The 24,884-nt window shown below is 57.9% G+C and carries 28 protein-coding genes and 4 pseudogenes; 17 read left to right on the top strand and 15 right to left on the bottom strand.

What is annotated here, in order from left to right; all coding sequences use genetic code 11:
* Positions 1-235 precede the first annotated feature (235 nt).
* Positions 236-1,360, top strand: a complete 1,125-nt coding sequence (locus tag FHT92_RS24095; RefSeq protein WP_183830044.1) for a PAS domain-containing protein — start codon at positions 236-238, stop codon at positions 1,358-1,360.
* Positions 1,357-1,833, top strand: coding sequence for a response regulator (locus FHT92_RS24090; protein ID WP_183749988.1), 477 nt, complete (start codon positions 1,357-1,359; stop codon positions 1,831-1,833). The genes FHT92_RS24095 and FHT92_RS24090 overlap by 4 nt, the downstream gene beginning before the upstream one ends.
* A 199-nt stretch (positions 1,834-2,032) precedes the next feature.
* On the opposite strand, the gene FHT92_RS24085 is transcribed toward FHT92_RS24090, so the two are convergent.
* From FHT92_RS24085 to FHT92_RS24050, 8 genes and pseudogenes are all read right to left on the bottom strand, one after another.
* Positions 2,033-2,425 (bottom strand): cupin domain-containing protein, encoded by a 393-nt coding sequence (locus FHT92_RS24085; protein ID WP_183830042.1) that lies wholly within the window; start codon positions 2,423-2,425, stop codon positions 2,033-2,035.
* Positions 2,426-2,432: 7 nt separating this feature from the next.
* Positions 2,433-2,708 (bottom strand): annotated as a pseudogene (locus FHT92_RS24080) (SDR family oxidoreductase); the annotation flags it as partial.
* 410 nt (positions 2,709-3,118) lie between these two features.
* Positions 3,119-4,018: a sugar phosphate isomerase/epimerase gene (locus FHT92_RS24075; protein ID WP_183830040.1), complete on the bottom strand. Its 900-nt coding sequence runs from the start codon at positions 4,016-4,018 to the stop codon at positions 3,119-3,121.
* Between the two features lie 74 nt (positions 4,019-4,092).
* Positions 4,093-5,031, bottom strand: coding sequence for an ABC transporter substrate-binding protein (locus FHT92_RS24070; RefSeq protein ID WP_183749985.1), 939 nt, complete (start codon positions 5,029-5,031; stop codon positions 4,093-4,095).
* 63 nt (positions 5,032-5,094) lie between these two features.
* Entirely contained in the window at positions 5,095-6,078 is a 984-nt protein-coding gene (locus FHT92_RS24065; protein ID WP_183749984.1) for an ABC transporter permease subunit, read from the bottom strand.
* 32 nt (positions 6,079-6,110) lie between these two features.
* Positions 6,111-7,655 carry a sugar ABC transporter ATP-binding protein gene (locus FHT92_RS24060; RefSeq protein ID WP_183830037.1) on the bottom strand — a complete coding sequence of 515 codons (1,545 nt, stop codon included), beginning with the start codon at positions 7,653-7,655 and terminating at the stop codon, positions 6,111-6,113.
* Complete coding sequence (locus FHT92_RS24055) at positions 7,652-9,058, bottom strand: FGGY-family carbohydrate kinase (protein ID WP_183830034.1); 1,407 nt, start codon at positions 9,056-9,058, stop codon at positions 7,652-7,654. Before FHT92_RS24055 ends, FHT92_RS24060 begins: the two co-directional genes overlap by 4 nt.
* Positions 9,055-9,834, bottom strand: a complete 780-nt coding sequence (locus FHT92_RS24050; RefSeq protein WP_183830031.1) for a DeoR/GlpR family DNA-binding transcription regulator — start codon at positions 9,832-9,834, stop codon at positions 9,055-9,057. Before FHT92_RS24050 ends, FHT92_RS24055 begins: the two co-directional genes overlap by 4 nt.
* A 198-nt stretch (positions 9,835-10,032) precedes the next feature.
* Here FHT92_RS24050 and FHT92_RS24045 point away from each other — a divergent pair, with 198 nt between their 5' ends.
* From FHT92_RS24045 to FHT92_RS24030, 4 genes are all read left to right on the top strand, one after another.
* The gene (locus FHT92_RS24045) at positions 10,033-11,115 is read left to right on the top strand and encodes a class II aldolase/adducin family protein (RefSeq protein ID WP_183829998.1); all 1,083 of its coding nucleotides are present in this window, start codon (positions 10,033-10,035) and stop codon (positions 11,113-11,115) included.
* On the top strand, positions 11,112-12,392 hold the full coding sequence (locus FHT92_RS24040) for an FGGY-family carbohydrate kinase (protein ID WP_183829995.1): 1,281 nt from the start codon (positions 11,112-11,114) through the stop codon (positions 12,390-12,392). Before FHT92_RS24045 ends, FHT92_RS24040 begins: the two co-directional genes overlap by 4 nt.
* Complete coding sequence (locus FHT92_RS24035) at positions 12,385-13,242, top strand: TIGR01459 family HAD-type hydrolase (RefSeq protein WP_183829992.1); 858 nt, start codon at positions 12,385-12,387, stop codon at positions 13,240-13,242. Before FHT92_RS24040 ends, FHT92_RS24035 begins: the two co-directional genes overlap by 8 nt.
* Before the next feature lie 223 nt (positions 13,243-13,465).
* Positions 13,466-13,723 (top strand): helix-turn-helix domain-containing protein, encoded by a 258-nt coding sequence (locus FHT92_RS24030; protein ID WP_183829989.1) that lies wholly within the window; start codon positions 13,466-13,468, stop codon positions 13,721-13,723.
* A 166-nt stretch (positions 13,724-13,889) separates the two neighbouring features.
* Here the strand turns inward: FHT92_RS24030 and FHT92_RS24025 are convergent.
* Positions 13,890-14,231, bottom strand: a pseudogene (locus tag FHT92_RS24025) (HlyD family secretion protein); the annotation flags it as partial.
* 52 nt (positions 14,232-14,283) lie between these two features.
* Between FHT92_RS24025 and FHT92_RS24020 the strand changes: the two are divergent.
* The 3 genes and pseudogenes from FHT92_RS24020 (at position 14,284) to FHT92_RS24010 (ending at position 15,181) form a co-directional block, all read left to right on the top strand.
* Complete coding sequence (locus FHT92_RS24020) at positions 14,284-14,445, top strand: hypothetical protein (protein ID WP_183830554.1); 162 nt, start codon at positions 14,284-14,286, stop codon at positions 14,443-14,445.
* Between the two features lie 32 nt (positions 14,446-14,477).
* A pseudogene (locus FHT92_RS24015) lies at positions 14,478-14,814 on the top strand (CopG family transcriptional regulator).
* Between the two features lie 139 nt (positions 14,815-14,953).
* The gene (locus FHT92_RS24010; protein ID WP_183829986.1) at positions 14,954-15,181 is read left to right on the top strand and encodes a hypothetical protein; all 228 of its coding nucleotides are present in this window, start codon (positions 14,954-14,956) and stop codon (positions 15,179-15,181) included.
* Between the two features lie 212 nt (positions 15,182-15,393).
* Here the strand turns inward: FHT92_RS24010 and FHT92_RS24005 are convergent, their stop codons facing one another.
* Genes FHT92_RS24005 through FHT92_RS29425 form a run of 3 tightly spaced genes read right to left on the bottom strand, consistent with a single transcriptional unit; the run spans position 15,394 to position 16,747 of the window.
* The gene (locus FHT92_RS24005) at positions 15,394-15,837 is read right to left on the bottom strand and encodes a hypothetical protein (protein ID WP_183829983.1); all 444 of its coding nucleotides are present in this window, start codon (positions 15,835-15,837) and stop codon (positions 15,394-15,396) included.
* 9 nt (positions 15,838-15,846) lie between these two features.
* Entirely contained in the window at positions 15,847-16,194 is a 348-nt protein-coding gene (locus tag FHT92_RS24000) for a hypothetical protein (RefSeq protein WP_183829981.1), read from the bottom strand.
* 52 nt (positions 16,195-16,246) lie between these two features.
* Positions 16,247-16,747 carry a hypothetical protein gene (locus tag FHT92_RS29425; protein WP_246735538.1) on the bottom strand — a complete coding sequence of 167 codons (501 nt, stop codon included), beginning with the start codon at positions 16,745-16,747 and terminating at the stop codon, positions 16,247-16,249.
* Between the two features lie 246 nt (positions 16,748-16,993).
* On the opposite strand from FHT92_RS29425, the pseudogene FHT92_RS23995 reads away from it, so the two are divergent.
* A pseudogene (locus tag FHT92_RS23995) lies at positions 16,994-17,436 on the top strand (DUF1206 domain-containing protein); the annotation flags it as partial.
* A gap of 109 nt (positions 17,437-17,545) precedes the next feature.
* Here FHT92_RS23995 and FHT92_RS23990 read toward each other — a convergent pair.
* A complete protein-coding gene (locus FHT92_RS23990) occupies positions 17,546-17,884 on the bottom strand; it encodes a winged helix-turn-helix transcriptional regulator (RefSeq protein ID WP_246735553.1) in 339 nt (112 codons plus the stop codon).
* Between the two features lie 61 nt (positions 17,885-17,945).
* Here FHT92_RS23990 and FHT92_RS23985 point away from each other — a divergent pair, with 61 nt between their 5' ends.
* On the top strand, positions 17,946-18,644 hold the full coding sequence (locus FHT92_RS23985; protein WP_183829975.1) for an NAD(P)-dependent oxidoreductase: 699 nt from the start codon (positions 17,946-17,948) through the stop codon (positions 18,642-18,644).
* Between the two features lie 595 nt (positions 18,645-19,239).
* Here the strand turns inward: FHT92_RS23985 and FHT92_RS23980 are convergent.
* Entirely contained in the window at positions 19,240-19,752 is a 513-nt protein-coding gene (locus tag FHT92_RS23980; RefSeq protein WP_183829973.1) for a TetR/AcrR family transcriptional regulator, read from the bottom strand.
* Between the two features lie 8 nt (positions 19,753-19,760).
* Positions 19,761-20,498 carry an amidase family protein gene (locus FHT92_RS23975; protein WP_183829970.1) on the bottom strand — a complete coding sequence of 246 codons (738 nt, stop codon included), beginning with the start codon at positions 20,496-20,498 and terminating at the stop codon, positions 19,761-19,763.
* A 223-nt stretch (positions 20,499-20,721) separates the two neighbouring features.
* Between FHT92_RS23975 and FHT92_RS23970 the strand changes: the two genes are divergently transcribed.
* The 6 genes from FHT92_RS23970 to FHT92_RS23945 all read left to right on the top strand — a co-directional run bounded on the left by FHT92_RS23970 (position 20,722) and on the right by FHT92_RS23945 (position 24,447).
* The gene (locus FHT92_RS23970) at positions 20,722-21,222 is read left to right on the top strand and encodes a type IV toxin-antitoxin system AbiEi family antitoxin (RefSeq protein WP_246735537.1); all 501 of its coding nucleotides are present in this window, start codon (positions 20,722-20,724) and stop codon (positions 21,220-21,222) included.
* 568 nt (positions 21,223-21,790) lie between these two features.
* Entirely contained in the window at positions 21,791-22,048 is a 258-nt protein-coding gene (locus FHT92_RS23965) for a hypothetical protein (protein WP_183829967.1), read from the top strand.
* A gap of 132 nt (positions 22,049-22,180) precedes the next feature.
* A complete protein-coding gene (locus FHT92_RS23960; RefSeq protein ID WP_183829964.1) occupies positions 22,181-22,435 on the top strand; it encodes a hypothetical protein in 255 nt (84 codons plus the stop codon).
* Between the two features lie 86 nt (positions 22,436-22,521).
* Positions 22,522-22,896, top strand: a complete 375-nt coding sequence (locus FHT92_RS23955; protein WP_183749871.1) for a hypothetical protein — start codon at positions 22,522-22,524, stop codon at positions 22,894-22,896.
* 286 nt (positions 22,897-23,182) lie between these two features.
* On the top strand, positions 23,183-23,461 hold the full coding sequence (locus FHT92_RS23950) for a hypothetical protein (protein WP_183749872.1): 279 nt from the start codon (positions 23,183-23,185) through the stop codon (positions 23,459-23,461).
* A gap of 719 nt (positions 23,462-24,180) precedes the next feature.
* Positions 24,181-24,447, top strand: coding sequence for a DUF1488 domain-containing protein (locus tag FHT92_RS23945; RefSeq protein ID WP_183749873.1), 267 nt, complete (start codon positions 24,181-24,183; stop codon positions 24,445-24,447).
* Positions 24,448-24,884: the final 437 nt, after the last annotated feature.

The following is a 24,884-nucleotide window of genomic DNA, read 5'->3' as shown; positions in this document are numbered from 1 at the left end:
TCTTCAGCCATGTTCTGTCATGCTAGCGTCTCCCGTCTTTTCTCCGCAAGCGCCCAATTTTCGCTGATCGCCGCATGCTTTGTGGATCCTTGAAGGGGAAATTCTCCAGCCTAACTGTTTTCGGGCCTCTCACCGATGGAGCGGGTCGGGGTCGGGCAAGCTGTCGCCGAGGAACGAGCGGGAACTCGCCCAACCCACAATGCATTACACCGAGACTAGAAGCCACTAGGTCACTATGCAGGAAAACGACCAGACACGAGCTGAAGCGCGAGATGCCGGGGAGCGCCTTGTTGCCCGCCACGTTCGCGAAGACCCCTTTGCCGCAGCCTTCAAAGCGACGCGTATGCCGATGATTGTCACCGATCCAAATCAGGCCGATAATCCCATCATCTTCTGCAATGCCGCATTCGAAAAGCTGACCGGCTATTCGAGCAGCGAAGCAGTAGGTCGCAACTGCCGCTTCCTTCAAGGCCCGGAGACGAACTTGGAAACGGTGGGTCGCATTCGCGCTGCAATCAGCGCCGGTTCCGATATCGCCATCGACATCTTGAACTACAAGAAGGATGGCGAACCCTTCTGGAACGCCTTGTTCCTATCTCCGGTGCGCGACGATAAAGACAAGATTATCTACTTCTTCGCCTCCCAGCTCGACTTCACCAACGTGAAATCACGGGAGGCCGATCTCGCCGCCGCACGTCATCGCGCAGAAGAGGAAGTCGCCGCGCACACCGAGAAACTGGAGGCTGCACTCAAAGCCAGGTCGCTGCTCGTCCACGAAGTCGATCACCGCGTCAAGAACAACCTGCTGACCATGGCGTCGATCGTAAAACTTCAGACCCGGCTCACCAGGGATGAAGGGCAGAAGCGCGTTTTGAGGTCCGTGCTAAACCGCGTGGAGGCCTTAAGCACCGTTCAAAAAAAACTGTTCACGCTGGAGGACGTCTCCCGGTTTGACGTCGCGGACTTCACGAAGGAACTCGTTACCGATCTTGTCGAAGCTGTTGGGCGCAAAGATATCCGACTGACCCTTGATCTGCATCCGCTCTATGTGCCGGCCGTAAAGGCGACACCGCTGTCGCTGATCGTCAACGAGCTCGTCGGCGATGCCGTCCGGCGCGGCTTAAGCGACGGTGGCGGCGACATCCATGTTGTCGTCAAACGATTGAACGGCCATTTCCTTATAAGCGTGGAGGACACCTCCGTACCGGTTGAGGTCGATGCGGACACCGCCGAGATCGGTCGCATTCTTCTCGAAACCTCTGCCAGGCAGATTGACGCGAAAATCGAGAAGCGGATCGAGGGACATCGGACAACGGTTAATGTCACTTTGCTCGTCGAGGCACAGGAGAGCGCGCATTGAAGGTTATGATTGTCGAAGATGAGATGTTGCTCGCCATGGAGCTTGAAACCGAGGTTGAAACGGCCGGACACGAGGTGAGTGGCATGGCGATGAACCGCAGGCAGGTGGACGACCTTCTACAAGCGCATCGCCCGGATTTCGCTTTTGTCGATATCCATCTTCAGGACGGTCAAACCGGGATCGACGTCGGGCGCGCTCTGGCATCCAAAGGCATTCCGTACGTGTTCGTCAGCGGTAACATCAAGAAGATCCCCGCCGACTTCGCGGGCGCCCTCGGCGCCATCGAAAAGCCCTACACGATGAACGGCATGACGAATGCTCTTGCCTATATATCAGCGATCCTTAGGGGTGAGGAAGATGTCTCTCCGCCTGCGAGCCTTGTGCTCGCCGAAGACATTTGGACCACCGTGTTTGCAGGCGCTCGTAATTCGACGTCACGGTGGGAAGCTCCGGATAACCTCAACAAACGTTAGGCTGTTGCAAGCAATCTGTCGGCTGAGCGGATATGCCGCTTGCTCGGGCCGTGCAGAATCACCGAAATTCAGCTTTCGTGAACGGCGGCTTCCAAAGCCTCAATTCCAGCCGGAAAACACTTGTGCCGCGATTTCTGGCGGTGCAATCGGCCGGTCCGGAGCGGGTAACAAGTCTCAACACCTACTCACAGGGCGGCTTTTAGGCCGCCCCGATCAATCTCTTCTTATTCGAACCCCAGACTGACGAGCCAATCCACCCGGGTAGTTGGTCCGGACGCGCCGGTGCAAAGATCTCATAATAGACACAACCTCCCGGCCCCGTTCCGATCGCCGCGTGTCGCGAGCCTGTCGGAAAGAAAACCATGTCGCCTGCGCTGGCTTCAAGCTCCTTGCCATCGATGACGAGCTTGCAAAGACCCGAAACCATAATCAAGACCTGCTCATTTTCGTGTGAGTGTGTCTTGCCATCGAAAGCAGCGTCGGCCGCCGTTTCAATACGCACGGCCGAGATCTTATCGGCGCAGATTCCCTTGCGGGAGGAGCCTGCACGCATGCCGGCAACAGCCGGCAATGTCTTCCAATCAATCAGCATGTTTACGTCATACGATCGCAATCAGCCCGCCATCGATGCGGATTAGCCAGCCGGTGAGATAGGATGCCCTGCTGCTCGCCATGAAGGCCACGACATCGGCGTATTCCTGCGGATCACCGTAGCGATCAAGGGGGATCGAGGCTGGGCTGGCTGCTGAAACGTCTTCTACGGACTTGCCTTCACGCTTGGCTTTCTGCTCGTCAAAGTATGTGACGCGTTGGGTTGCGACACGGCCTGGAAGGACGACGTTAACCGTCACGCCGTCACGGCCCACCACGCCTGCCGGTTGCGTCATGAACGTCAATCTGAAAGGCGCCTTCCTCTGCAGCCGTGAAGCGGTTCGGTTCATGCTCCAGCGGCGCAAAACAGTCTCTGCAGCGCAGTTGCATCGGGTAACATCCTGACTGGCAAGGGCGGTCGAGCCGTCCTTCCCGAAACGCTTGAATATTCGCGCAGCCGAACGCCCATGCCGCGTCTGGCCCCCTAAGGGTTGCCAAAGCGGCCTTCGTTCTGGCCTGCAATGATTTAAGCTTATCGATGCGCATATGTTCGCTATTGCCGGAAATGGCAAAAACTAGCGAACATCGGGTTGCCGATCCGATCAGTTTGGCAACTGGGAGGTCTATTTGGATATAGGCAAGGGCTTCGCGATCTTGTACTTTGCCCCTGCTCGACATTGTCTGTTTGACAACTCTATGCTGATGGCGCTTGAGCATTCTTTACGAGCTCGGCTTTGAGCCGCGCGGTTTCCAAGCCCAGTTCAATGAACTGGCGGGCATGCCGAGCCAACGCAACATTGTCGTCCCAGAGATTTCGCCAGATCGCTGTCTTCAACGACAAGTCTTTGTCAACGATAGCCGTTGAGAAGGATTCGAACGTGACGTAGTCGTCCCATCCGATCGCGATCAAAGCATCAAAAATTGCGGCAAAATCGATGTTGCCGGTCCCAAGAAATCCGCGATGGCTTTCACCGATGTGGACATAGCCGATTTTATCGGCGGCATTGCGTATTGCCAATCCGACGTCAGCTTCCTCAATATTCATGTGGAAGGTGTCGAGATGCAGAAAGACGTTCGAAGCACCTGTGTCGTTGATGTAGGCCAGGCCTTGAGCTGCCGTATTGAGCATATTGCTTTCGAAACGGTTGACGATCTCGAGATTGAGGGTCACGCCTGATTCCCTTGCGCGATCGGCGACGCGTGAAAGGGTGCTGACGCTGGTATCCCATGCCTTGCGAGACAGTGCGCGCTCCTGTTTTCCGTGCGAGGAACTCAAAATGCCGGCGAGTTTTGTGCCACCAATATCGCGAACGAGCGCAACCGCTCTGTCCAATATGGCCTCACCGTTGGCGACCACCGCGGGATTATCGCTGGAGATGTCGCCATCAGCCGGCAGGCCCATGCTCACTGCGACGTCGAGACCCAATTCACGGATGCGAGACGATAGCCACTTCACGTCGACCAGCTTGGGATCGAGATATGAAAACTCCACGAGCTTGAAGCCGAGTTCATGCGATCTCGCAAGCGTGCGCTCAAGCTCATCGCGAGACGAGCCAGCGCTCCAAACGAAAGAGTGGACGCCGATTTTGGACATGGCTCTAAATCCTATTCCATTGAAGAAAGGGCTCGCCGAGCCTGACCGCACCGGCGAGCTCCCGGGAGGAAACGTTAGCGAGCTGCAGTCCAGCCCTTGTAGTCCTTGACGTTGTCGGCCGTGATGAGCTTCGGGTCGAGAAGCACGGTGTTTTCCGCTGGTTTCTTGCCGTTCAGAACATCGACAGCCATCTTGAGCGCGTCGCCGGCCATGACGTAGGGGTCTTGGGAAGCTGACGCCTTGATCATCGAATTGCCGCTTGCGAGCGACTTCTCAATGTCCGGAGCACCGTCGACGGCGGTGATGAAGAACTCGTTGCGGTTCAGCTGCTTGGCGGCAAGTTCCGCACCGATGCCAGTCGGGTCGTTGATGGCGAAGACGGCGTCAATCTTGTCGAAGCGCGTCAGCAGGCCCTGCATGACGGCAAGACCGCCATCACGCGAACCCTGACCGTTCTGGTCGTCGGACAGGATCTTGATGTCCGGGTTCTTCGCCAGCACGTTCTTGCAACCCTGGACGCGGTCGAGGATCGACGAAGAAGCAGGCCCGTTGATGATGACGACGTTACCCTTACCCTTGAGCTGATCGACGATGTACTGGCACGCCTCTTCACCAGCCTTGATGTTGTTCGTCATGACGGTGACGTCAGCGCCCGGGGCCGAAACGTCGAAGGCGGCGACGATAACGCCGGCAGCCTGGGCTTTCTTGACGGCAGGGGCGATTGCCTTGGCATCGACGGCGTTCAACATGATGATGTCAACGCCAGCAGCGATGAAGCTGTCGATCTGCGAAACCTGCTTATTGAGGTCGTAGTCAGCCGAGACCGAGGTGACCTGAACGTTCGGATTGATTTCCTTGGCGCGATCCTCGATGCCCTTGATGGTCGCAACGAAGAACGGGTTGCCGAGCAGACCGACGGAAATGCCGATCTTCTGAAGGTCCTTGGCGGCTGCCGGCATTGCAATTGCTGCGGCCAGAGCGGTCGCTGCGAGCAGTTTCGAAATCATGCGCATATTTTCCTCCTTATGGCGCTTCCTGCGCCTGTTATCCGGCAACCCGGTTCCTCCAGCCACACTTTAGGTGCGGCTAAGTCCTTTCAGCCTGTAGCGGTCGAGCGCCACGGCAACGATGATGACAAGTCCCTTGATGATGTACTGCCAGATGTCGGAAACACCGACGAGGATGAGGCCGTTCGACAGCACCGCGATGATGAGGGCTCCGATGAGGGTGCCCCAGATCGAACCGACACCGCCGACAAAGCTGGTGCCGCCTAGAATAACAGCAGCGATGGCATCAAGTTCGTACGATTGGCCAAGCTGCAGGCCGTTTGCGGCATACAGGCGAGCCGCCGACATGACGCCCCCAAGCCCTGAGAGCAGACCCGACATCGAGTAGACGAAGAGCAGCACCAGCGGAACCTTGATGCCCGTAAGGCGCGCTGCCTCCACGTTTCCGCCAACAGCATAAATCCAAGTCCCCAATACCGTGCGCTTCAGGATGAACCACGAGATCAGGATTGTCGCCAGAGCGATGATCGCGAGCCATGGGACGCCGAAGAAACTGCCATTTCCGATGAAGTCGAACGGTAGGTCGGGATTGAAAACCGTCGTGTCATTGCCAAGCAGTCGGGCGATGCCGCGCATCGCGGTCAGTGAGCCGAGCGTGACGATGAAGGGCGGAAGCTTGAGCGCGGAAATGATGGTTCCGTTGACAACACCGCAAGCGAGACCGACGCCGATCGCAGCCGGGATGCCCAGCATGCCGACGTCCGGCCAGAGAGACACGATCACGCCCACCATAGCCGAGGCAGCAAGGATGGAGCCTACCGAGAGATCGATGCCACCCGTCAGGATGACGAACGTCATTCCGGCGGCCAGAACAGTGTTGATCGACGCCTGCTGCATGACGATCGACAGGTTGTTGACGCTTAAAAAGCGACCGCTCAACAGGTGAAAGCCGATGGCCAGTATGACGAGAACGGGCAACATACCGAGCGCGGTGAGGGTCGATCTGAATTTTGCCTTGCCCGCGTTCGGCTGGTCGGTTGATGTCGAGGTCATATCTTTAATCCCGTCGTCTTTGTTAGCCGGCTTCAGGCGACTTTCGACGCCGATCCGGTGGAGAAGGCCATGATGGCTTCCTGGCTGATTGGCTGATTGGGCGTCGCCAGCACTTCGCCCGCGATCCGACCTTCGCGCATGACGAGGACGCGATCGGCAATGCCGATGATCTCCGGCAAGTCGCTCGAGATCACCACGATCGCTATGCCTGCCTGAGCGAGTTCGTCGATTATCCGGTAAATCTCGGACTTCGCCCCCACGTCGACGCCGCGTGTCGGTTCGTCGAAAATGATAACTTTGGGCTTCGTTTCGAGGAGACGAGCGATCAGTGCCTTCTGCTGGTTGCCACCCGACAGCGCGCCGACATTGATGCTTGCGCTCAATGTGCGAATGGAAAGTGCTTTTATGGCACGGGCCGCACGCTCCCGGGCGGCGGCGAAATTGAGGATACCGCCGGGGCCGGCGTCTTTATCGATAACGCCGATGTTGATGTTCTCGTTGATCGTCATATCGAGGAAAAGTCCGAGACCCTTCCTGTCTTCGGTGAGATACGCGATCCCGGCTTCCATCGCGTCGCGAGGACCACCGATGGCGAGCTCTTTGCCTTCGAGGGACACGGTGCCGGTCGTTTTATGGTCCGCACCGAATATAAGACGCGCCAGTTCCGTCCGTCCGGATCCGACCAGACCGGCGATACCAAGGACTTCACCTGCCCTTGCATCGAATGAACACCCGAGAACCCGGCGACCGTCACCGATATCTGTCACGGAGAGGACGATTTTGGCCACGTGAGGCGCCGTACGGTGTTCCTTCTTGTAGAAGGTCGAGAGATCGCGACCGACCATCATGGAGACCAGTCGTTCGGCCGATAGCTGTTCACGTTCGAGCGTGCCCACGTAAGCGCTGTCCCGCAGGACGCTGACGCGATCTGCGAGCGCGTAGATTTCCTCCATCCTGTGACTGATATAGATGACGGCGATGCCCCGTGCCTTGAGGCCCGCGATGACCTCGAACAGCCGTTCCGTCTCCCGTGAAGTCAGTGAGGTGGTCGGCTCGTCCATGACGATGATCTTCGCATTGGTGGTGAGTGCTCGGGCAATTTCCACCATCTGACGTTCGCCCAGCGAGAGCGTCGCCACGAGTTGCGCCGGACCGAACGTCGTGCCCAGTTGCTTGAGGATTGGCTCGGCACGGGCGCGTGCCGCAGCCTTGTCGACGACACCATAGCGTGATGGCTCGGCACCCAGGAACATGTTCTGGGCAACCGTCAGGTTTGGGGCGAGCGACAGCTCCTGGTAAATGACCGATATGCCGTTTGCCTTGGCCTTGATCGGATCTCCCGCCACGATCGGCGTTCCCTCAACGAGTACGGCGCCGCCAGGATCGGCGACGTAGGCCCCCGACAGGACCTTCATCAGGGTCGATTTGCCAGCCCCGTTTTCTCCCATCAAAGCATGGACTTCTCCCGGATAGACCGTCAACGAAACATTGGTGAGCGCCTTTGTGCTGGCGAACGTCTTGCTGATATTGCGCATCTCCAGAACGGGCACGCGCGTTTCGGTGTTTGCCGCGCTCATGCGTGGAGCTCCTTCCTTGGCTGCGTCGCTTCCGGTTCGTCAATCTCAGCCATCGCCTTCCAGGCGTCGCGGTATGCCTCGAGGCCAAAGAGCTCAGCCGGCGCAACTTGTCTTGTCTCGTTCGCGAAGGGTTTTTGACCAAGCGTGTCGAGCACAAGGGCCGCAGCCCCAAATGCACTGCCTTCAGCGGTCGGACTGGTGAAGACCGGCTGTTCAGGACGCAGCTGTGCAAGTATCTCGGCAAACAAGCCTGTCTTGACCAGGCCCCCGTCTATGACGATCGCATTCTCGGAACGAATGAGATCGAGAGCCAGACTGGTCATGAGAACCACGTAGAGAAGCGCAACTGCCGCCCTCTCCTCGCCTTCGACCTCCGGTCCCACGAACCTGCCTTCGAAGCCCTGCATCGGCCCGCCCGGCGCGAACGACGGCAATGCGAACACGCCTTTTGCAATCATGCGTGATAGTGCTTCGAGGCTGATCGGCTTGCTCCAACCGCCGCTTGCAATATCGTACTCTCTGCCGCCCATGAATCGGATCGTGGGCGCTGGCCTGCCGTCGACCGTTACGTTCGCCAGCATGTCCCGATGCTCGTCCAGCGCATCGAGGGGGCATGCCGAATTGAAGATCACTACCCAAGTGCCGGTCGATACGAGGGTGAAATTCTCGAAGCCGACAGAACGATAATAGTAGAGGGCCGAATTGCTGTCGTGCACACCATTGTGGACCACGACCGAGAGTGCAGCCCCTTCCTCCGAAGCGCCCTCCCAGCGGCCCAAGGCAGCCCCCGCTTTTTCGAAATCGGGCATCTTCTCACGCCATCCTCGGCTGTCGACAAGACTGCTGAAATCACCGAGCAGGGGTGCCCACAAGTGAGAGTGGCAGCCGATATAGGAGACTTCCGAGACCTTGCGACCAGAGAATTTCCACGACCAGAACTGCGGATAGGAAAGAACAGCATCGGCGCGGTTTAGGGCCTCAGGCCTGACGGCCTCCAGCCACAGCATGTGCCGCCCGTAGTTGAAACCCAGCGGCAACTTTGGAGAGTAGGTCTCTAAGAAGGGAGGGATAGATACGTCGATCCGACCTGCCAGCGACGGAGGAGGTTCCTGTTCATAGTCGAGGATCGGATGGACAAGGTGATCCTGCTCGACGAGCGCAAACGTGCAGCCATGACCGGAGAAGATGACGTGTCCGACCGAATGGTCTTCGACCGCCCGCGCGAGCGAGATCTTCATCCATTCGTAGAGCGCCTTGTCGTCAAGTACGCGAAAACCCTCGTACTCGGCCCACAACGGCTTTGTTCGCGTTTCCGAAAGTACGGACCCGTCTGTATCGAAGACAAAGAGTTTCGAATTGGTCTTGCCGAGATCGAAGACCGCGATCACGTTTGATGCCGTCATGCCTGACCTCCCACCGTCGCGATAATTATCGTAACACCCGCATCCTCAAGCATCTTTGCTCCGACATCCGAGAGTCCGTCGTCGATGACGATCGTGCCGATACGCGAAAGCGGGAGGACGACGTTGCGCGGTTGGATCGAGAGCTTGCGGCTATCTGCCAGGAGGACGATTTCGTCTGCACAACTGCTCAGCTCTCCAATCGCCTTCGTCAACAACGGATGTGATTCAAGAAGCCCCTCGCTGCTGATACCCTGCGTCCCTACGAAAAATCGTGAGGCGAAGAAGTCGGGCGCGCCCGCTGACGCTTCGTGGATAATTCCCGGCTCGCGGTAAAGCACCCCGCCCGCCAGAGTCAGATGGCAAGTCCCGTGCTCGCCGACATATGCGGCCAGAGGCATGGAATTTGTGTAGAGGCGGACGTTGCGGCGAGCCAATTTCAGCCCGAGTTGATAGCAGGTCGATCCCGCATGCACGATGATCGAGTCTCCATCCCGCACGAGCCCCGCGGCGGTTTCGGCGATCGCACGCTTGGCATCGACCGCTATGTCGCGGTTCTCGTCATAGGGACGAGCGGAAAGGCGCGCCGTGGTCGACGGCTCGTTCGCGGAAATCCCGCCGTAGACCTTCCGGGCAACCCCAATCTCGTGAAGCTTGTCGATATCCCTCCGTATCGTGGCAGGAGAGACCCGAAGTCGCTCCTGCAAATCGCGAACCGACGCAAAGGGCCGTTCGCGAAGCATCTCGGCGATCAGACGGTGGCGATCGGAATCGTTCAAAGCGGGCCTCCAACGACGCTTCTCCCTCAGCGTCTATGACGAACTATAATCATATCAGCGGAAAGATCGCAACACTTGATGAAGGGAAAACTTCATCGTTGACGATCTGCAATCACATTTATAGGATCGCGCAAAAGTTCGCTCACGCGCTCGCCCCGGACAAGGAAGCGACTGTCAGGGCAACAGGAGGGAGACGCCATGACCAAACCGGACCTCAGGGACACCGAGCTATTCAGAGACTTCCTCCGGCTCACCAGTCAGATCGGCAGCGATATCCTCAAGACGCAGGGCGCAGGCGGTAATACGTCCATCAAGAGCGACGGCGTCATGTGGGTGAAGGCATCGGGCACGTGGCTTTCCAGGGCGGGTGCTGAAGACATCATGGTCCCGGTTGTGGTTGATCCGCTGATCGCGGCCCTCCGCGAAGGCGATCCGCGGGCCGAGAAATCCACCGATTTCGTCGTTTCCGAGCTCAATTCCAGCGGACTTCGGCCATCGATCGAAACCAGTTTTCACGCAGCGCTCAAAAGCCCCGTGATCGCGCACTATCACTGTGTAAACGCAATCGCTCTGGCTGTTCTTGAAGACCGCGAGACAGAGTTTGCCCGACGCATGAGCGCTGTTTCCGATCTCAGCTGGGTAGCGATACCGTATAGGCGTCCGGGGACGCCGCTTGCCAGGGAGATCGAGCGGTCGGCGTCCTCAATGCCTGATGTCCTGATCCTGTTCAATCACGGCATCATCGTCTGCGGCAGCACAGTGGAGGAAGTGGCCGATCGGATCAATCGTGTCACGAAGGCACTTTCATGCCCGCCGCGAAATAGCGGTTCCCCCGATATCGATGCGTTGGACCGGGTTGCGAAGAATTCCGGCTATCACCCGGCTCGTGATGGCGAGAGCCATTCAACCGCACTGTCGGATACCAATCGGAGGATCGCACTTGGTGGATCGCTCTATCCGGATCACGTGATTTTCCTTGGAACCGAGATCGGTGTGCTATCGGAGGGACAAAGTGCTGCCGACCTCGAGGCCAGTTCGCACCGAGAAGGTCGTGAAGCGCCGAAAATGCTGATTGTGCCCGATAAGGGGGTCCTCTTGTCCAGCACGCTCACTGCAGGCGGCGAGGTAATGGCCCGCTGCCTCGCGGAAGTGGTGGGCCGTATCCCCGAAGAGAAGTCGGTCGTCTATCTCTCGAACGACGACGAATACGAATTGACGCACTGGGAAGCGGAGCAATACCGACAGGCGCTGGATCGCGGGTCCGAAAGGCGGCCCGCGTGAACGCCAAGAGCAACCAGGCCGTTTCACTCGGGATTGACATCGGCACGTCCGGCGCTCGTGCCTCGGCTATCGACCGCAAAGGCAACCCCGTAGGCTTCGCCACCGCGCCATTCACATCGCCAGACGAGATGCGTCAGCCACGGCATTGGTGGAAGAGGGTTATTGAGGCCATCGAGCGCCTCGCTCACGAAACGGACGTCAGCTCAATCGAAGGTGTCGCCGTCGATGGGACCTCCGGGACGGTCCTGTCGCTCGATCTTGCAGGCGAGCCGACAGACAAGGTTCTCATGTACAATGATCCCTGCCCCGATGATGAAATCGTCGATCGCATAGCAAGGGAAGCTCCGGCGGGTAGCACTGCCGTCGGCGCGAACTCGGGCATCGCCCGCGCCATCTATCTCTCACGCCAAGACGGCGCTCACTCGATCGTTCATCAGGCTGACTGGATATTGATGAAATTGGGCTGTCCAATGCGCGTCAGCGACGAAAACAACGCGCTCAAGACGGGTTTTGATTTGGAATCGGAACGGTGGCCGGATTGGATCGCGGCCGCGGGGATGGAGATATCAAAGCTCCCTAAGGTCTATCGCGCGGGCGAAAAGGTCGCACCGGTCGAAGGTTACCTGCATGAATTGGGCCTGCCTGATCACGCCTGGTTTCACGCAGGCACGACTGACGGCTGCGCTTCGTTTCTGGCGACTGGAGCATCGACCATAGGCGACGCTGTGACTGCATTGGGGTCGACGATCGTTCTCAAACTGGCGTCGCACGCTCCTATCAACGCGCCCGAGTACGGTATATATTCGCATCGCGTCGGCCGGTTCTGGCTTGCTGGCGGCGCTTCCAACAGCGGTGGAAACGTCGTACGCGCCTTGATCGGTGACGACCGGCTGGACGAACTCACAAAGAAGATCGATCCAGGCCGCAAACTGGATCTCGATTTCTATCCTCTCCTCCGCCCGGGTGAACGTTTCCCAATCAACGATCCGCAATATCCACCCCGGCTTACGCCGCGACCCGCCGACGACAGTGATTTCTTTCAGGCCATCCTCGAGGGCATGACAGAGATTGAACGATTGGGTTACCAGCGATTGCGCGAACTTGGGGCACCGGCGCTCGCTAGCCTCCGAACGGTGGGAGGCGGGGCTCGAAATCCGGTTTGGACCACAATGAGAGCCCGAGCCATGGGTGTCGAAACTTTGACCGCAAAATCGGTCGAGGCCGCTGTCGGTACGGCTGCCCTGATCCTCTCTCGACTGGATAGCGCCAATGCCTAAAGTCATGCCCACCAGCCTGCCTCAACTGATTGAGGGATACGACGTCTTCTTCGTCGATCAGTTCGGAGTCCTCAGGGATGATGCCGGCCCCTATGAGGGCGCTGTCACGGCTCTGGCCGAACTCGCTTTTGCAGGGCGAAAGGTGGTCATCCTGTCGAACTCGGGCAGAAGCGGCGAGTACAATTCCGAGCGGCTTGTGAAGCTCGGCTTTTCCTCTGAAAGCTTCGACTTCTTTGTCACATCGGGGGACGTGGCGTTCGATATCCTCTCGCGGCCTGAAAATGCTATCGGGGAGAAAGCAAGGTGCCTGACGATATCCAGCGGCGGAGACAGCAACCTTGCCGACCGTCTAGGGCTGGTTTCCACTGATAACGCGTTTGAGGCCGAAATTGTCATCATATCCGGCAGCGAAGCCGAACGCATACCTATGGACGTCTACCGCGAAATGCTGCATCCGGCCGCAAAAAAGGGCATACCCTGCTATTGCACCAACCCCGACATCCATAAATTGAACAATGGTTCCATTGCTCCAGGAGGAGGGAGTATTGCCAAACTCTACGAGAGTATGGGCGGCCCCGTGACTTGGCTCGGAAAGCCCTATCCAGAGATCTACGAACACGCATTGAGGCTGGCAGGTGTCACCGACCGTCGCCGTGTCGTCTGCGTCGGCGACAGCATCGATCACGATATTCTGGGTGCGAAGTCGGCTGGCTTGGATTCCGTACTCGTGCGTACCGGGATTCTTGCCGACGTCAACGAAGAGCAACTCAAAGATCTCTACGACCGAGCGCGTGCCTACCCGACGCATATTCTGCAGCGATTTGCACTACAGCCCGGCTGCGACGTCTGACCGCGCTGTCGCAGACGCCGACCGATCTACCCGCGCGTGGGTGCCCGGATGGGCACACACAGGCAGATCGGCCAGTAGCATGCTTTTAACAGCGACGATGGAAAGCCCAACCCCAACATCTTGGGAGACATATCGATCGGAGCGCAGGCCGTTCGTGGATTACCCTACCTCGATCACCTCTCCTGCCACGACGAGCGCGAGCGAGTAATAGTCGTGTGTGCGTATGAAGCCACGTGATCTGCTAGCTTGGAATGTGCGGAAGTTGAGGGTCGCTCGTGGCCTCTCACAGGAACGTCTCGCGCTGGAAGCAAACCTAGAACGTGCTTCGATATCTCAGATCGAACGGAAGCAAATCAATCTAGGGATAGGCGCGCTACGAAAGATTGCGAACATCCTTGAATGTAAAGTTTGCGAACTTCTTGCCACCCCCCCTGAAGGAGAACAGCCTCCTGCAAACCTGCGTCCCGGACGTCGGGGCTGACGCCATTTCAATTGACTAAGTTAATCTCGCGGTCGCCTTGATGGGATCAGAACCTGGGGCCCATCATTGGAAGTTTGGCTTGCAGTTGATGGGAATCGAACCACGGCCCGCGGTTCTTCAAACGGAAACAGCCTCAAGATTTCCCTTGCGGGCGAGTGTCCTTCGCTCACTCCTCCCTGAATGCGCGTGCGACCTGGTCCACGAACGGTTTCGTCAAGTAGGCTAGAGCAGTTCGCTCCCTGTCTGAATGAAGGCCCCGACCGGCATTCCGGGAGAACGGCAGCGACCTGTCCAAGTCTCTGCCATTCGCGGTCGGAAACCTTGGCGCCCACGACATAATAACCGAGGCCGGAGCGCTGGTCGGAGGTCACGTCAGCTGCCACGCTTGTAACGGCACCATCGAGTTCCGGCGTGTTGCGCTGGCTGAAAGCGAAAAACCGCAGATGCACCGCCTTGCCGACGCTGACTGATCGATGTCTGTCGGCGAAAGCTTTACTTCGGCGATGAGCCGGCTGCAATGACAGTGCCTGAGAGACGCGGGGTCGCTGCAAGGCCACCCCGTGACCCCGCCGAGCAAGAAGACGACGCTGAGGGCGGCAATCGTCAACCTGCGGACGGCGCGCTCGGCCTGGCCGGAGACGCTTGCCGGTGCCATGGGGCGGCTGGCATCCCTACGACCTATCCCGGGCGGCGACGCGAGTGAGGAAAGAACTGGATGGTAAGTCTATCCCTGATGACCGTGCGGGAGTGAACCCTGGCGATGCCCGACATAGCCGCCCTTCTCGAAGACGCCGCCAATCGGATCGCGGACATTTCGACGGCTGATCTGCAGATCTTGCTCTGCCGCGCCGCACTGCTGTTGCGCACGATCGCCTTCGACGATGACATTGAAGAAGCTCTCCAGGGATTTGGCTGGTGAGTTTGGCAAGACGCGCAACGATACCGTCAGGCTTATCGTGCGCGAGTGGATGGAGAAGAACACTTATCTGCCGGTGCACATGCTGCATGAGGACAGCGATGTTGATGGGTGCTTGATTGAACGAAGACCGCATTTGGCTTCGGATTGGCCTCTGCTTCGGGGACTGCTTTAGCAGGTGACGCGATATCCGGGATTAAAGTTAAGACCGTTCTATTCGGAAGCGTGCCCCTTTTCTACCGGTTGTAGCCATTGTGCTCAGCGTTCGCGATGAACCGGTGTCTGCGTCGGTCACGTCGTTCGCGCAGAACCACATGGAGCGCATCGAAGAATGCACGCGCCTCAAGCTTTCTGTTGAAATACTGTTCGGCAGCGTCGAAAATTTCTGCGACATCGAAATCGTCTCGGCCGGTCATCTGTTGTCGCATGAAGACAATAAGCAATCGGTGCATCGTACATCCCTCCAGCCCCTCAAAAACAATCTGCAGGACAGCGGATTGAAACGAATTCACCGATATTTTGTTCCGGGACCTCTTTCTTGAAAGGGGTAAGCAGGTAATTCCCAGCTACCATAGACGGACCGCACACCCGGCTTTAATGGAGAAAAGCTTCAATCCCGGCTGCGTATTCGAAGCGTGGACTCTAGCGGTGAAGGAAAATTCCGGCGCTGGTCCTAGAGTCCGAAAACTCTGACCGCCGCCACGACCGCGTCGACGGTCCAAATGAAGGTTTTTCGCGACAATTTCCTCCGAAGTTACTGCTGGGGCAGAATGATTTTCTGTTCTGTGGTGCTCTTTACGGGCTTTTCTCCGGGCACGTGCGACATCGTGCGCGTCGTGCTCTGCAGTGAATCTTCACCGGCGGTTGTCTTTGTCCTCGATTTGCTGAAGGTGCCCTTGTCGACGGCCTGAGCCTTGGTCTGCGCCTTCAGTTTTTCGCTGTTGTCGTTGACGTGCGTCTTGCTTGTTGCCTTGCCGTCGACGGCCGCAGCGCTACCGCCAGAGCCGATGGAGGAGGTTGTGCCGCCCTCGGTCTGACAGACACCTGCGGTTCCTACAGAGCTCGCGGTCGTACCGCCTGCAGCGGCGCTCCCTCCCGTCCCGACTGTGCCCGCAGCTGTGCATTCCTCTGCCGAGACGGTGGCTGTTGCAGACAAGAGCGCGAAGGTCATCACGCCAATAAGTTTGATCCTCTTCATTGGTCTCTCCTAGTTTTTCGGTTTGGTGACGGAGCAGGTGCCATCGGACCGCTTGGTGATAACCGTGCCGTCCGGCCGCGTAACGCTCGCCGTCGAGGAACTGTCGACGCTTCCCGAGCCTGCTGAGGAGCTCGATGCCGACGACGACGCCGAAGTTGATGACCCGGTTCCGGTCGTCGTCGACGATGTCACCTTGCCGTTTCCTGCCGTTACCGTGGTGGACATGTCGCCAGAAGCGGACTTTCCCTCGATCACGGTACATGTCGATCCATCATCCAGCTTGATATCTTCGGCTCCAGCCTGCGTTGCGATGAGCAGAGCGGCTCCGTACATGAGTGATTTTGTGGCATTAGACATTGTTGGCCTCCGAATGAGGATGGCCGGCGTCTTGAAACGCCGGCCCCAGTGGTTAGCAGGATTGGGTCGAGCCGCTCTTCTTCGCCTGTCCGGGGGCACAGCCCTTCTTTCCGTTGTTCTCATGAGAGGAACCTGCCTGGCTTGCGCCGGTCCCCACGGTGCTGCCGCTCTGCCCGCTTCCTGCGGAAGAACCGCCCGTACCGACGGAGCTGCTGGAGGTTCCACCCCCCGCAGACGAGCCGCCCGTCCCAAGGGTGGAGGACGAACCCGAGCCTGAGCCAGCCGCCGAACCACCTGTGCCGACTGTACTGCTGGAGGTCCCGCCACCTGCCGAAGAGCCACCGGTGCCAACGGTCGACGAGCTGCCAGACGGACAGTTAGTCGCCCCTGCGGTGCAATCGCCCCCGGCGGAGCTTCCACCAGTACCAACGGTGCTGCTGGACGTGCCACCGCCCGCAGACGAGCCACCGGTGCCAACTGTGCTTGATGTCTGGGCGAATGCCGTGCTTGCGAGAAGGGCAGCCGCGAACGCGATGCCGGTTGCCTTGAACATAGATTCCTCCATCGATTGTTGAACCAGTACCGGATCGAAGCGACCGGCTGTCAGACGAACGACGGCATGCACTGACTGTTCCTCATCACGGACTTCAGTCGAGGGTACCTGGGACCATCGTCTGATGGCCGGATGCTGCGATCGCTCGAGATCCCCGTCCGCAAACAGGTATCTGCCGGTGGCGGACACAACCTTTTGGGAATTGATGCGTTCTCATAGGCGCCATAGTCCCGACAGGATGATTTGATGCCCCGAAAGCGCAATTTCGCACTTCTCGGCAGATCAGGTTACGCTGCTCGCGGGATCGTCTTCCTTCTCGTTGCCGGACTCGCGCTCCTCTCGGGAGTCGCCGGAGGCAAGGCAGATACGAAGTCGGCTGTATCTACCTTGCTGGAGCAACCGTTCGGTGGAAAGCCATCGTAATCAGGGTTGCGATGTCCGGTAGCGCGATCACTTATCTGGGTCTCGCTGGCTGCGCACTCGGGCACGCGCTTGCAGGCATTGGCGATAGTGAAGGTCCTGGCGAGAAAGGCCTCGCTCAGTGGGTTATGTCGCAGCCGTTCGGATCCTATATCGCGATCATTATCGGTTTCGGCCTCATCATCGGTGGTGTTGTGACATCGGCAAAAGGCCTGACGCGAAAATTCGAAAAGTACCTGCGTCTTCCGGATGCCAAAGGCGTCATCAGTCCCTGTGAAGCTGCTGCGGCCTTGATCATCAATGAATGGTCAGAAAAACTCATCCCACGCGGGCTCGACCGCTCAAATCTTGGACGCAGTGAGCGCGAGAGCATCGAACCTATGAACGCCTTGCGCGCCTCTCGTGCGCCAACGCCGCACCGAAGATGCCGAGCGCGCGAAATGGACCTTCAATCTGACGTCCGAGCCCGGTCAGGTCATAGGCGTTGCCTAAATCGATCGTGATCGATCCGACAAGACCGGCGCTCTCCAGTTGTCTCAGATTCCGGGTGAGCTCCTTGGCGCTAATCCCTTCGACGCTCTCAAGCAGCCTGTTGTATCGCTGCGGGCCATCGAGCACGAGAGTGCGCAGGATGTGTAGCTTCCAGCGTCCACCAATGGTGTTGATTGCCAAGCCCACAGGACAGGAAGCGGGATTCCCGTCCCAATGATCCTTCATTGTGCCCAAGGTTACCTCCTGGTGCGTTGCTTGATTGGCGCTGGCCCGGCAGGTTTTCCGGATGAAATACGAAGTTCATAGCACATCCAAGGAGCGTCTCGAAACGACGCGAGCAGCAGGAAAGCCGGTCACGGTAGCGGTTCTTGGCGCAAGCGGCCGCCTCGGCGGTTTCGTGGTTAAATCCCTGCTGGCAGAAGGTCATTGGATCAAAGCTCTTGTCCACCGACGTCCAGTAAACATAGACCATTCGCGGTTGGTGCTCATCCACGGTGACGTTCACGATCCTGCGTCTCTCCTCCAGCTGCTGACCGGCGTCGACGTCGTCGTCTCAACCCTCGGCAGTGCCGAAGCCGACGTGCCGGATGTTTGCACGGCTGCGGCAGCCAATCTGGTTTTGACCATGCCGCAACTGGGGCTGTCGAGGCTCCTCGCCACGACCGGCTCAGCGGCCCGTGAGGATAGAGAGGTCGGCGTGGAGCACCCCCACCTCTTCGCCCGCCGTTCTGTCCTCATGCCTCAAATGTCAGACCTGATCCTGGACGGAGAAGCGCAGATGCGAGCACTGGCTAGCTCCAATTTGGATTGGACCATCATTCGGCTCCCTCGCATGACGATGGATTACACCAGACCGGTTCGACTTGCCTCAGCCCCGGCAGCACCTTGGGAGGTGGCCGGTTACGGCGCTGCGGCGACAGCCATTGTCGCCGAGCTGTTCGGATCGAATTGGGTTCGTCGAGCCCCTTTTGCAGTGGCAACCTAGAGCCATGCCTTATTGTTCCGTGTCAAACTCGGTAGAACTATTGGGCTCGCGGTGGTGATGTCCGCACCGGTTGGTCTTGCGCTGGCGACATATCCCTCGCAAATCGCTCACTGGTCTCGCGCGAGGATGGCTGCTTAGGCGTCTGGCACACAGCAGACCCTTTCATTACGCGTCACCGCCTGCTCCTGCACCGATCGATAGGAGACTCAGCGACCCGATAGAGGTGGAGATTGTCTCGATGCATCCTGCGCGCCTCAGGCGAAGAAGATCGAAGCTGATCTGCGTATCCCTCGCTTCGAGCAACCTCGCGATAGCGGCCGTCCCAGTCAGCGGCACGCGTTTGTCGATGATGAAAGCCGGTGTCTCGTGTTGCGCGTTTAGGCGGCCAAAGGATGGAACCCTTCATCGTGGCCAGCATGTCCACGCGGCACGGACAGATGGTTTTCCCAACCATTCGATAGTCGCAACCAGCTCTCACGGAGCTTCCGAGTGGAAGTACAGGACCATTCCGACACGTCACACTGTTGTGTGTCTGCACACTTCAGTTTGTGCGTGCGCGACGAAATGGACGGCTGTCCGAATTTCGTCACGACTTTCATGCTGGCGCAAGATCGCACAGATCACGAAAACAGTGTTCCTGAGGATCTGCCTCTCGACCGTCTGCAATGGTCCGTCGCGCAGCTGTTGAATGTGACGCTCGATGCTGCGCTGCATCTCGCGGACGAACAAGTCCTTGACCTCCGCATAGCGTGTGTCCGCAGCGCCAGCGAGCAATATCAGCGTCCGTTGGCGTTCCAGAACCCAGATCCAGAAGGGCGGCCGCAGCAGCGCTCACACCAACATCGCTGTTCATCCAGTCGTCGAGGCTCCTCAACTCTTCCAAGCGGGCACGAAGCCGCCTGAGGAGGGTTGCAGCATGCTCCGGCCGCACGACGGCATCGAAGAGCGCTTCCTTGCTGCTGAAGTACTTATAGAGATTGCTTGTGGCGATATCGGCCCGTTCCGCAATGGTGGCGAGCTTCGTGCCGAGATAGCCAGCCTCCGCAAAAGTCTGAAGTGCTGCGCTCAGGATGCGCTGGCGCACATCTTCCTTCAGTCGTTGGGCCACAAGAGCTCTTACTGCCGTGCCAGAAGCCGTGATGACCAGCCCTGCGCGTGTTCAAGATCGAAGGCCAGCCTGAAGAGCATCTCTTCTTCCCCCTGGCGGGCGGCCAGGTGACTGCCGATAAGAAGGCCTTCCGCAGTCCAGTACAAGGGAACCGACATAGCTGGCCAACCCGCAAGTGAGGCGGCAACCGTGTAGGAGGCCACATGGCGGATATGGTCCATGAGTATCTCGGCCGGCTTGCCCGGATCACAGCTATGAAGTGGGAAGGCTATGTCCGGGACAGTCGGGCATAGAAGCATATCTACGTCGGTGATGGTCTTTTCGACGGCGCGCCCCGAGGCCGCCAAAACGTCCTGCGCCCGCACCACGTCGTCCGGACCCCAAGAGCGAACGCGGTCCGCGAGCTCAAGCGTGAAGGGTTCCAGTAGACGTACAGGGAAGGCATCGCCCATCTGAGCGCGGAGCATGTCCGTAACCAGCCGGACAGCGAAACCGGAGAGACCGAAAAACGCCTCTGCGGTGTCGTCGGCGAAAAATTGCGGCGGGCGCACCTCGATTATCGAATAGCCAAACGAGCGGCAGAGCGACACCGTCTCGTCAAGGCCTGCCAAAGCTTGCGCACTTGCCTGCGTTCCAAACACGCTTTCGGTATAATACCCGATCCGCAAACTGCGGCCGACGCCATGCGACAGATGTTTCCAAGGCGGCGGGGGCGGGCCGCGCTGCTCGCTGTCGCGCGCAACCATTCTACGCTGTCGCGCACGGAGCGGCTGATGCAGTGTTCGCTCAAAATCGAGGCGGTCGGGTGCTTGGTGGAATATCGGCCGGAAGCGTCGCTCCGCCGCTTGGCTTGAAGCCGAAGACACCGCAGAAGTGGTATGTCGACGCCCTGATGCGCCACGAAAAGCGACCCTACTATGTGGGCTTGTTGACGGCCGCGGCCGCCCAGGCGCCTCCCACCAGGCCACCATGGTATTTCAGGTCGTCACGAACAAACTTCTGCCGGATATTGAGGCTGGGCGAACGCGGATCGTGTTTTCATACCGCAAGGATGTGGGAGCGGTGTCGGCAGGAATCGAAGACCGCAAGACGCCTTCGGGATATATGAAGCTATCCTCGCCGGAACTGACGGCGTTCGACCCGATACGCTATCCGCATTCCGGGGCTGGTCTGGACAATATTGCTACGGTGCTTTCAGAGCTCGCCGAGCGATTGCAACCCAAAAAGCTTGCCTCCCTGTCGCGTGCCTTCGAGAAAGCGGTCGCACGACGCCTCGGATATCTGCTTGGGAGACTGGGGCACTTTGAGGTAGCGGAAGCGATGTTTGCAGCGCTCTCTCCTCGCGGGCCGTTGCCATGGGTCGAACTCGATCCCAAACAGGCCGGTGATCCAGATCTGTCGCCGCCGCCATCCGAACGCGATGAACACTGGCGCGTGATCGTTCGCCGGCCGCCGGAGATCGACGAATGATACCGCAGGACTACATCACCGCATGGAATGGTGTGGTGCCATGGCAAGTCAACGTGGTGGACGCCTCATCCATTCTCCGTGGGCAATCTGATCTGTCGATGCAATGGAATCGGCTGAACTCTGTAGGGGTAAGGCAGAAAAAGACGCACCACTCCGCTGCACGGTATCAACTGACGCATTTGAAGAGGCGAGGATGGCGTCATGTCGCGGGCGAGAAAAGTGGGCGCTTGCGACACTGCGCGGCTAAGCACCGGGTACTGGCGCCTGCTGGAGCCGGCCCATTCCAAAAACTTTAGTATTCTCGCAAATAAAAAAATATTTTCCGAAAAGAGTGATAGGATGCACCTTGTAGAATAAATTTTTTGAGAGGAAAAAACATGCAATATTATTTTCCAGGTCTTACGGGAAGGCAAATCACTATGTTTCTCATCGAAACCTCAGTGCTTATAGCTGCGCTAGCTGGCGTCGTCGTTGTTACCATCCCTATGATCTGAGCCAGGATGAGGACCGTTGAGCTGTGTCGGCCTGCGCAAAACGTCCGGGGATTCGTTCGGCCGGATAAACTTGCTTGGCTCCTCGTCACCGTCCCGACTTCACCTTCGATCAAGCAACTGGTGTGGAACATATGGCAGATAAAGAGCTAGACCGGCTACTCTTTGACCGGATTTGGGCTTTGGGCGCGAAGGCAGTACAGGACAATCAAATCTCCGCGCTCGCCGGTGCCACCCTCCGTACCCCTACCTTGGAAGAATATCAGAACAGCCACGGCGAACGGATGAGCGATCTTATCAAGGTCATCAAACTGGGAATCGCGCAACTCCGGTAACGCCCGTCGCTGGTCCTCGTGCTTTGAGGATCAGCCGAATTCGCTCACTAACATCGCGAAGCCGTACTGCTTCCTGGTCAGTCTGTTCAGGAACCGCGCATCGCCCAACTCACACCTCAGGGAGTCTTTCAGATGAATGACCGCAGTCAGATGGCTTTCTCGCCAATCAAGCAGATGAGAAATCACCGTTCCCAGAAGAAGGATCTAAGGTTCGCCGAAAACAGGATCGACAAGATAACAAAGCTTCTTGTCACTCAGACGGCGATTGTCAGCGCGCGCCGGGCCAACTGGGGATTGGCAGAAACGGACAATGCGCTTCTCGCGAGGATATGTGATAGCAGGCGTCGCGCTATGGATTACCTATTGCGTGTCCAGGCTTTTTGCTAAGCCACCATTCGATCGAAGTCCGAAATGGTGATGGAGCTGGCGATTTCCCTTGCTGTTTATCTTGAATATAAGCGCGGGGAGACGTCATGTCGAAACTCAATCGGGTATTGTTGGTCGTAATTGTGGCCGCCCAGCCCATCATCGCGCGAACCGAGCCACTCGAAACCCTCCACCTCCAAGACCGAATCGATGTCGTGGGGCAATCGTTGGGAACCAGTCGTTACTACAAAATCACCACTAGCACATCGCGAACAGTACTGTTCTCCGTGGTTATCGATGCATTCTGTCACTACACCATGCAGAAGGGAGGACGTAGAAACCTCCAGCCACGCGCCGACACGACTCCCATCGAATTTGCGGACAGAGCTTCGGTTGCCGAAGTTTATATTCTCTCCTTTTCTCAAACTCGCCCGGCCTGGCAGGCGAGCAGACCTTGCGCCTATTCATTTTCGCTCAAATGAGGGCGGGCTTGGAGGATCAGCCGAATTGATTCGCTAATACACCTGCTCTGTGAGCCTACTGTCTAGCTTGGCCGTTTGGTACCTGTTCCGGCATCTAAGCTTCTCGGAGCCCCCCACAACCCTGGGAGGGCTCCTTTTGTTGCGGGGAGGTAGGGGGGCGGCGAAGTACTAAATCCAAACGCTTGCACCAAGTAGCGAACGCCCTAGTTGGATACAAGCTCGCCCGGAGAATGGTTGTCGCCACTTCTCGGTCATCTTTCGGACGGCCCCCTTAAAGGAGCGTGCCATGTCCACCAGATCGACCTTAGGGAGTATGAGTGCTGAACGGCGGGAGGCGGTCCTGCGCTCGCTCGTATCGATGCTGCAATACTCTGCGGGAGTAGCTAAGCTTCGAGAGTATCCGAGTTGGAACGAGATGGAAGTGTTGGCCGCAGAATTATCGCGAAACGCGGCCGCCATTGCTCAGGAAACCTCGGAAGCCGCCGAAACGTCTGTCGCACAGGCCATAAGGCTTTTGAGTGAGTTCGAGTTGCATCATCCCTCCACCGATTTTAGCTTTCATTAGAGTCGCTTCATCATCCGTTGATAACCGGCCATGGGTTAGCCCCTATTGGCGACTTGCACCCAAAAGCCTTTCTGAACCATATTCTCGCGCCGACATCTTGGAGCGCTTGACACAACACCCAACGGTCAACCGGGATAATAGAGGTCGGCGTCTGCCCGCTTTCGGTCCGCTGAGGAAAACCGCCTCAGAATCGTGGAGTTTTCAAAGCGACGCGCGGCACTTTATAGATACGAGCGTGGCTGGCGCTGCACGTCCGAGAGCTTGACGATTATTGCATCTTGGCGCGACTTCGATCGTTTCTATCGAGCAAATTGCTCCGCGCCTTTTTGCCCTTGTAATTCAAAATTTCAGCACGACTTAAGATATTAGTGACGGCTCGTCTTTAGGGCGCTGTCATCAAGGGTGCAAAACCTTGCCCCAACAAAGGAGGATGTAATGTCTTCCAATCCAGCAGCACCGCATGTCGAGTCCGCCGGCTTCAAGCTGGTCAGGGAAGTCTTAAGGTCCGCCGGCCTCCGGGGATCTCAGTCGGACGCGAGTCCCGACATGAAACCTGACGCCTCGCTCTTCCTCTCAGCCGCGTTCCGTAGCGGTGTGAGGACCAAATCGGCTCTCCTGCATTCTCTCGCCAACCGCAAACAGTCGTCGACACGAGTATGTCTTGATCCCCAATCGAAGGGTAGCGCTGTTGATCGGTGGCAAGATGAGGGTGGGCGCTGATGGGCATCTTGTTCCCAAACGAAGCTCGTAGTTTTGACGACAGAAATCGCTGTGTCCGTTTCACCGGATACGACGGGATGTTCGAGATCAAGTTCTATGTGGCGACCGACGTCTTGGCCTGCGAGAAATCGCATCGAAATGCCAGCGAGGCAGATTACCTGACGGCGTTCGACGCGTTGCGGCCGCGAATTTTGAAAGCTGCGACCTCTGCTTATTCGAAAGTTCGATCCAGCGCAATTACGCTGGATCTCGCGCATTTTCGTTGAGCATACAGTGATCCTGAAAGGATACGATCGTGCATCATCGAGCCAAATCAGCTCCGGCGCTAGCACCAGGGGCAGCGAAAACTGTGCTTGTGAGCGAATTTGCGAAAAGGTTTCGCCTCGGTCAGGTGGAGGAGAACCGGTTGCGGAAGCTCCTGGGCCCCATCGCTAAGGAAATAGACCTCCTCAGAAATGCCGGCGGATAGAGGCATCGGCGGTATTATCGCCGCTTCCACTCTCCTTGCCTGCCATAGAGCATTCCATTCTCCAGACAGAAGGTGCCATCATGAACACAACAGTGAAAAGCATCACTATCGTTCGACCGTTCCAGCTTCCCGGGATGGCGCAACCTCATCCACCAGGCATCTTCGACCTACAGATCGACGAGGAGCCTATCGACGTCTCATGGGAGGCTTATCATACGACGATGACCTTGCTCC

Source organism: Rhizobium sp. BK377 (genome assembly GCF_014193935.1).
Lineage (GTDB): Bacteria > Pseudomonadota > Alphaproteobacteria > Rhizobiales > Rhizobiaceae > Rhizobium.
Note: the sequence above shows the minus strand (reverse complement) of the source record. Positions and strands in the feature narration are given on the sequence as shown.

Coding starts and splice junctions, on each gene's coding strand:
- FHT92_RS24075 (WP_183830040.1), bottom strand. CDS start 4,018: ATGTCCAAAATCGGCGTCCACTCTTTCGTTTGGAGCGCTGGCTCGTCT.
- FHT92_RS24065 (WP_183749984.1), bottom strand. CDS start 6,078: ATGACCTCGACATCAACCGACCAGCCGAACGCGGGCAAGGCAAAATTC.
- FHT92_RS23950 (WP_183749872.1), top strand. CDS start 23,183: ATGTCCACCAGATCGACCTTAGGGAGTATGAGTGCTGAACGGCGGGAG.
- FHT92_RS29425 (WP_246735538.1), bottom strand. CDS start 16,747: ATGTTCAAGGCAACCGGCATCGCGTTCGCGGCTGCCCTTCTCGCAAGC.
- FHT92_RS23985 (WP_183829975.1), top strand. CDS start 17,946: ATGAAATACGAAGTTCATAGCACATCCAAGGAGCGTCTCGAAACGACG.
- FHT92_RS24085 (WP_183830042.1), bottom strand. CDS start 2,425: ATGCTGATTGATTGGAAGACATTGCCGGCTGTTGCCGGCATGCGTGCA.
- FHT92_RS24035 (WP_183829992.1), top strand. CDS start 12,385: ATGCCTAAAGTCATGCCCACCAGCCTGCCTCAACTGATTGAGGGATAC.
- FHT92_RS24000 (WP_183829981.1), bottom strand. CDS start 16,194: ATGTCTAATGCCACAAAATCACTCATGTACGGAGCCGCTCTGCTCATC.
- FHT92_RS24005 (WP_183829983.1), bottom strand. CDS start 15,837: ATGAAGAGGATCAAACTTATTGGCGTGATGACCTTCGCGCTCTTGTCT.
- FHT92_RS24045 (WP_183829998.1), top strand. CDS start 10,033: ATGACCAAACCGGACCTCAGGGACACCGAGCTATTCAGAGACTTCCTC.
- FHT92_RS23990 (WP_246735553.1), bottom strand. CDS start 17,884: ATGAAGGATCATTGGGACGGGAATCCCGCTTCCTGTCCTGTGGGCTTG.
- FHT92_RS23960 (WP_183829964.1), top strand. CDS start 22,181: ATGAATGACCGCAGTCAGATGGCTTTCTCGCCAATCAAGCAGATGAGA.
- FHT92_RS23945 (WP_183749873.1), top strand. CDS start 24,181: ATGGGCATCTTGTTCCCAAACGAAGCTCGTAGTTTTGACGACAGAAAT.
- FHT92_RS24010 (WP_183829986.1), top strand. CDS start 14,954: ATGGAGCGCATCGAAGAATGCACGCGCCTCAAGCTTTCTGTTGAAATA.
- FHT92_RS23970 (WP_246735537.1), top strand. CDS start 20,722: ATGGTATTTCAGGTCGTCACGAACAAACTTCTGCCGGATATTGAGGCT.
- FHT92_RS24030 (WP_183829989.1), top strand. CDS start 13,466: ATGAAGCCACGTGATCTGCTAGCTTGGAATGTGCGGAAGTTGAGGGTC.
- FHT92_RS23955 (WP_183749871.1), top strand. CDS start 22,522: ATGTCGAAACTCAATCGGGTATTGTTGGTCGTAATTGTGGCCGCCCAG.
- FHT92_RS24095 (WP_183830044.1), top strand. CDS start 236: ATGCAGGAAAACGACCAGACACGAGCTGAAGCGCGAGATGCCGGGGAG.
- FHT92_RS24055 (WP_183830034.1), bottom strand. CDS start 9,058: ATGACGGCATCAAACGTGATCGCGGTCTTCGATCTCGGCAAGACCAAT.
- FHT92_RS23975 (WP_183829970.1), bottom strand. CDS start 20,498: ATGGTTGCGCGCGACAGCGAGCAGCGCGGCCCGCCCCCGCCGCCTTGG.
- FHT92_RS24060 (WP_183830037.1), bottom strand. CDS start 7,655: ATGAGCGCGGCAAACACCGAAACGCGCGTGCCCGTTCTGGAGATGCGC.
- FHT92_RS24070 (WP_183749985.1), bottom strand. CDS start 5,031: ATGCGCATGATTTCGAAACTGCTCGCAGCGACCGCTCTGGCCGCAGCA.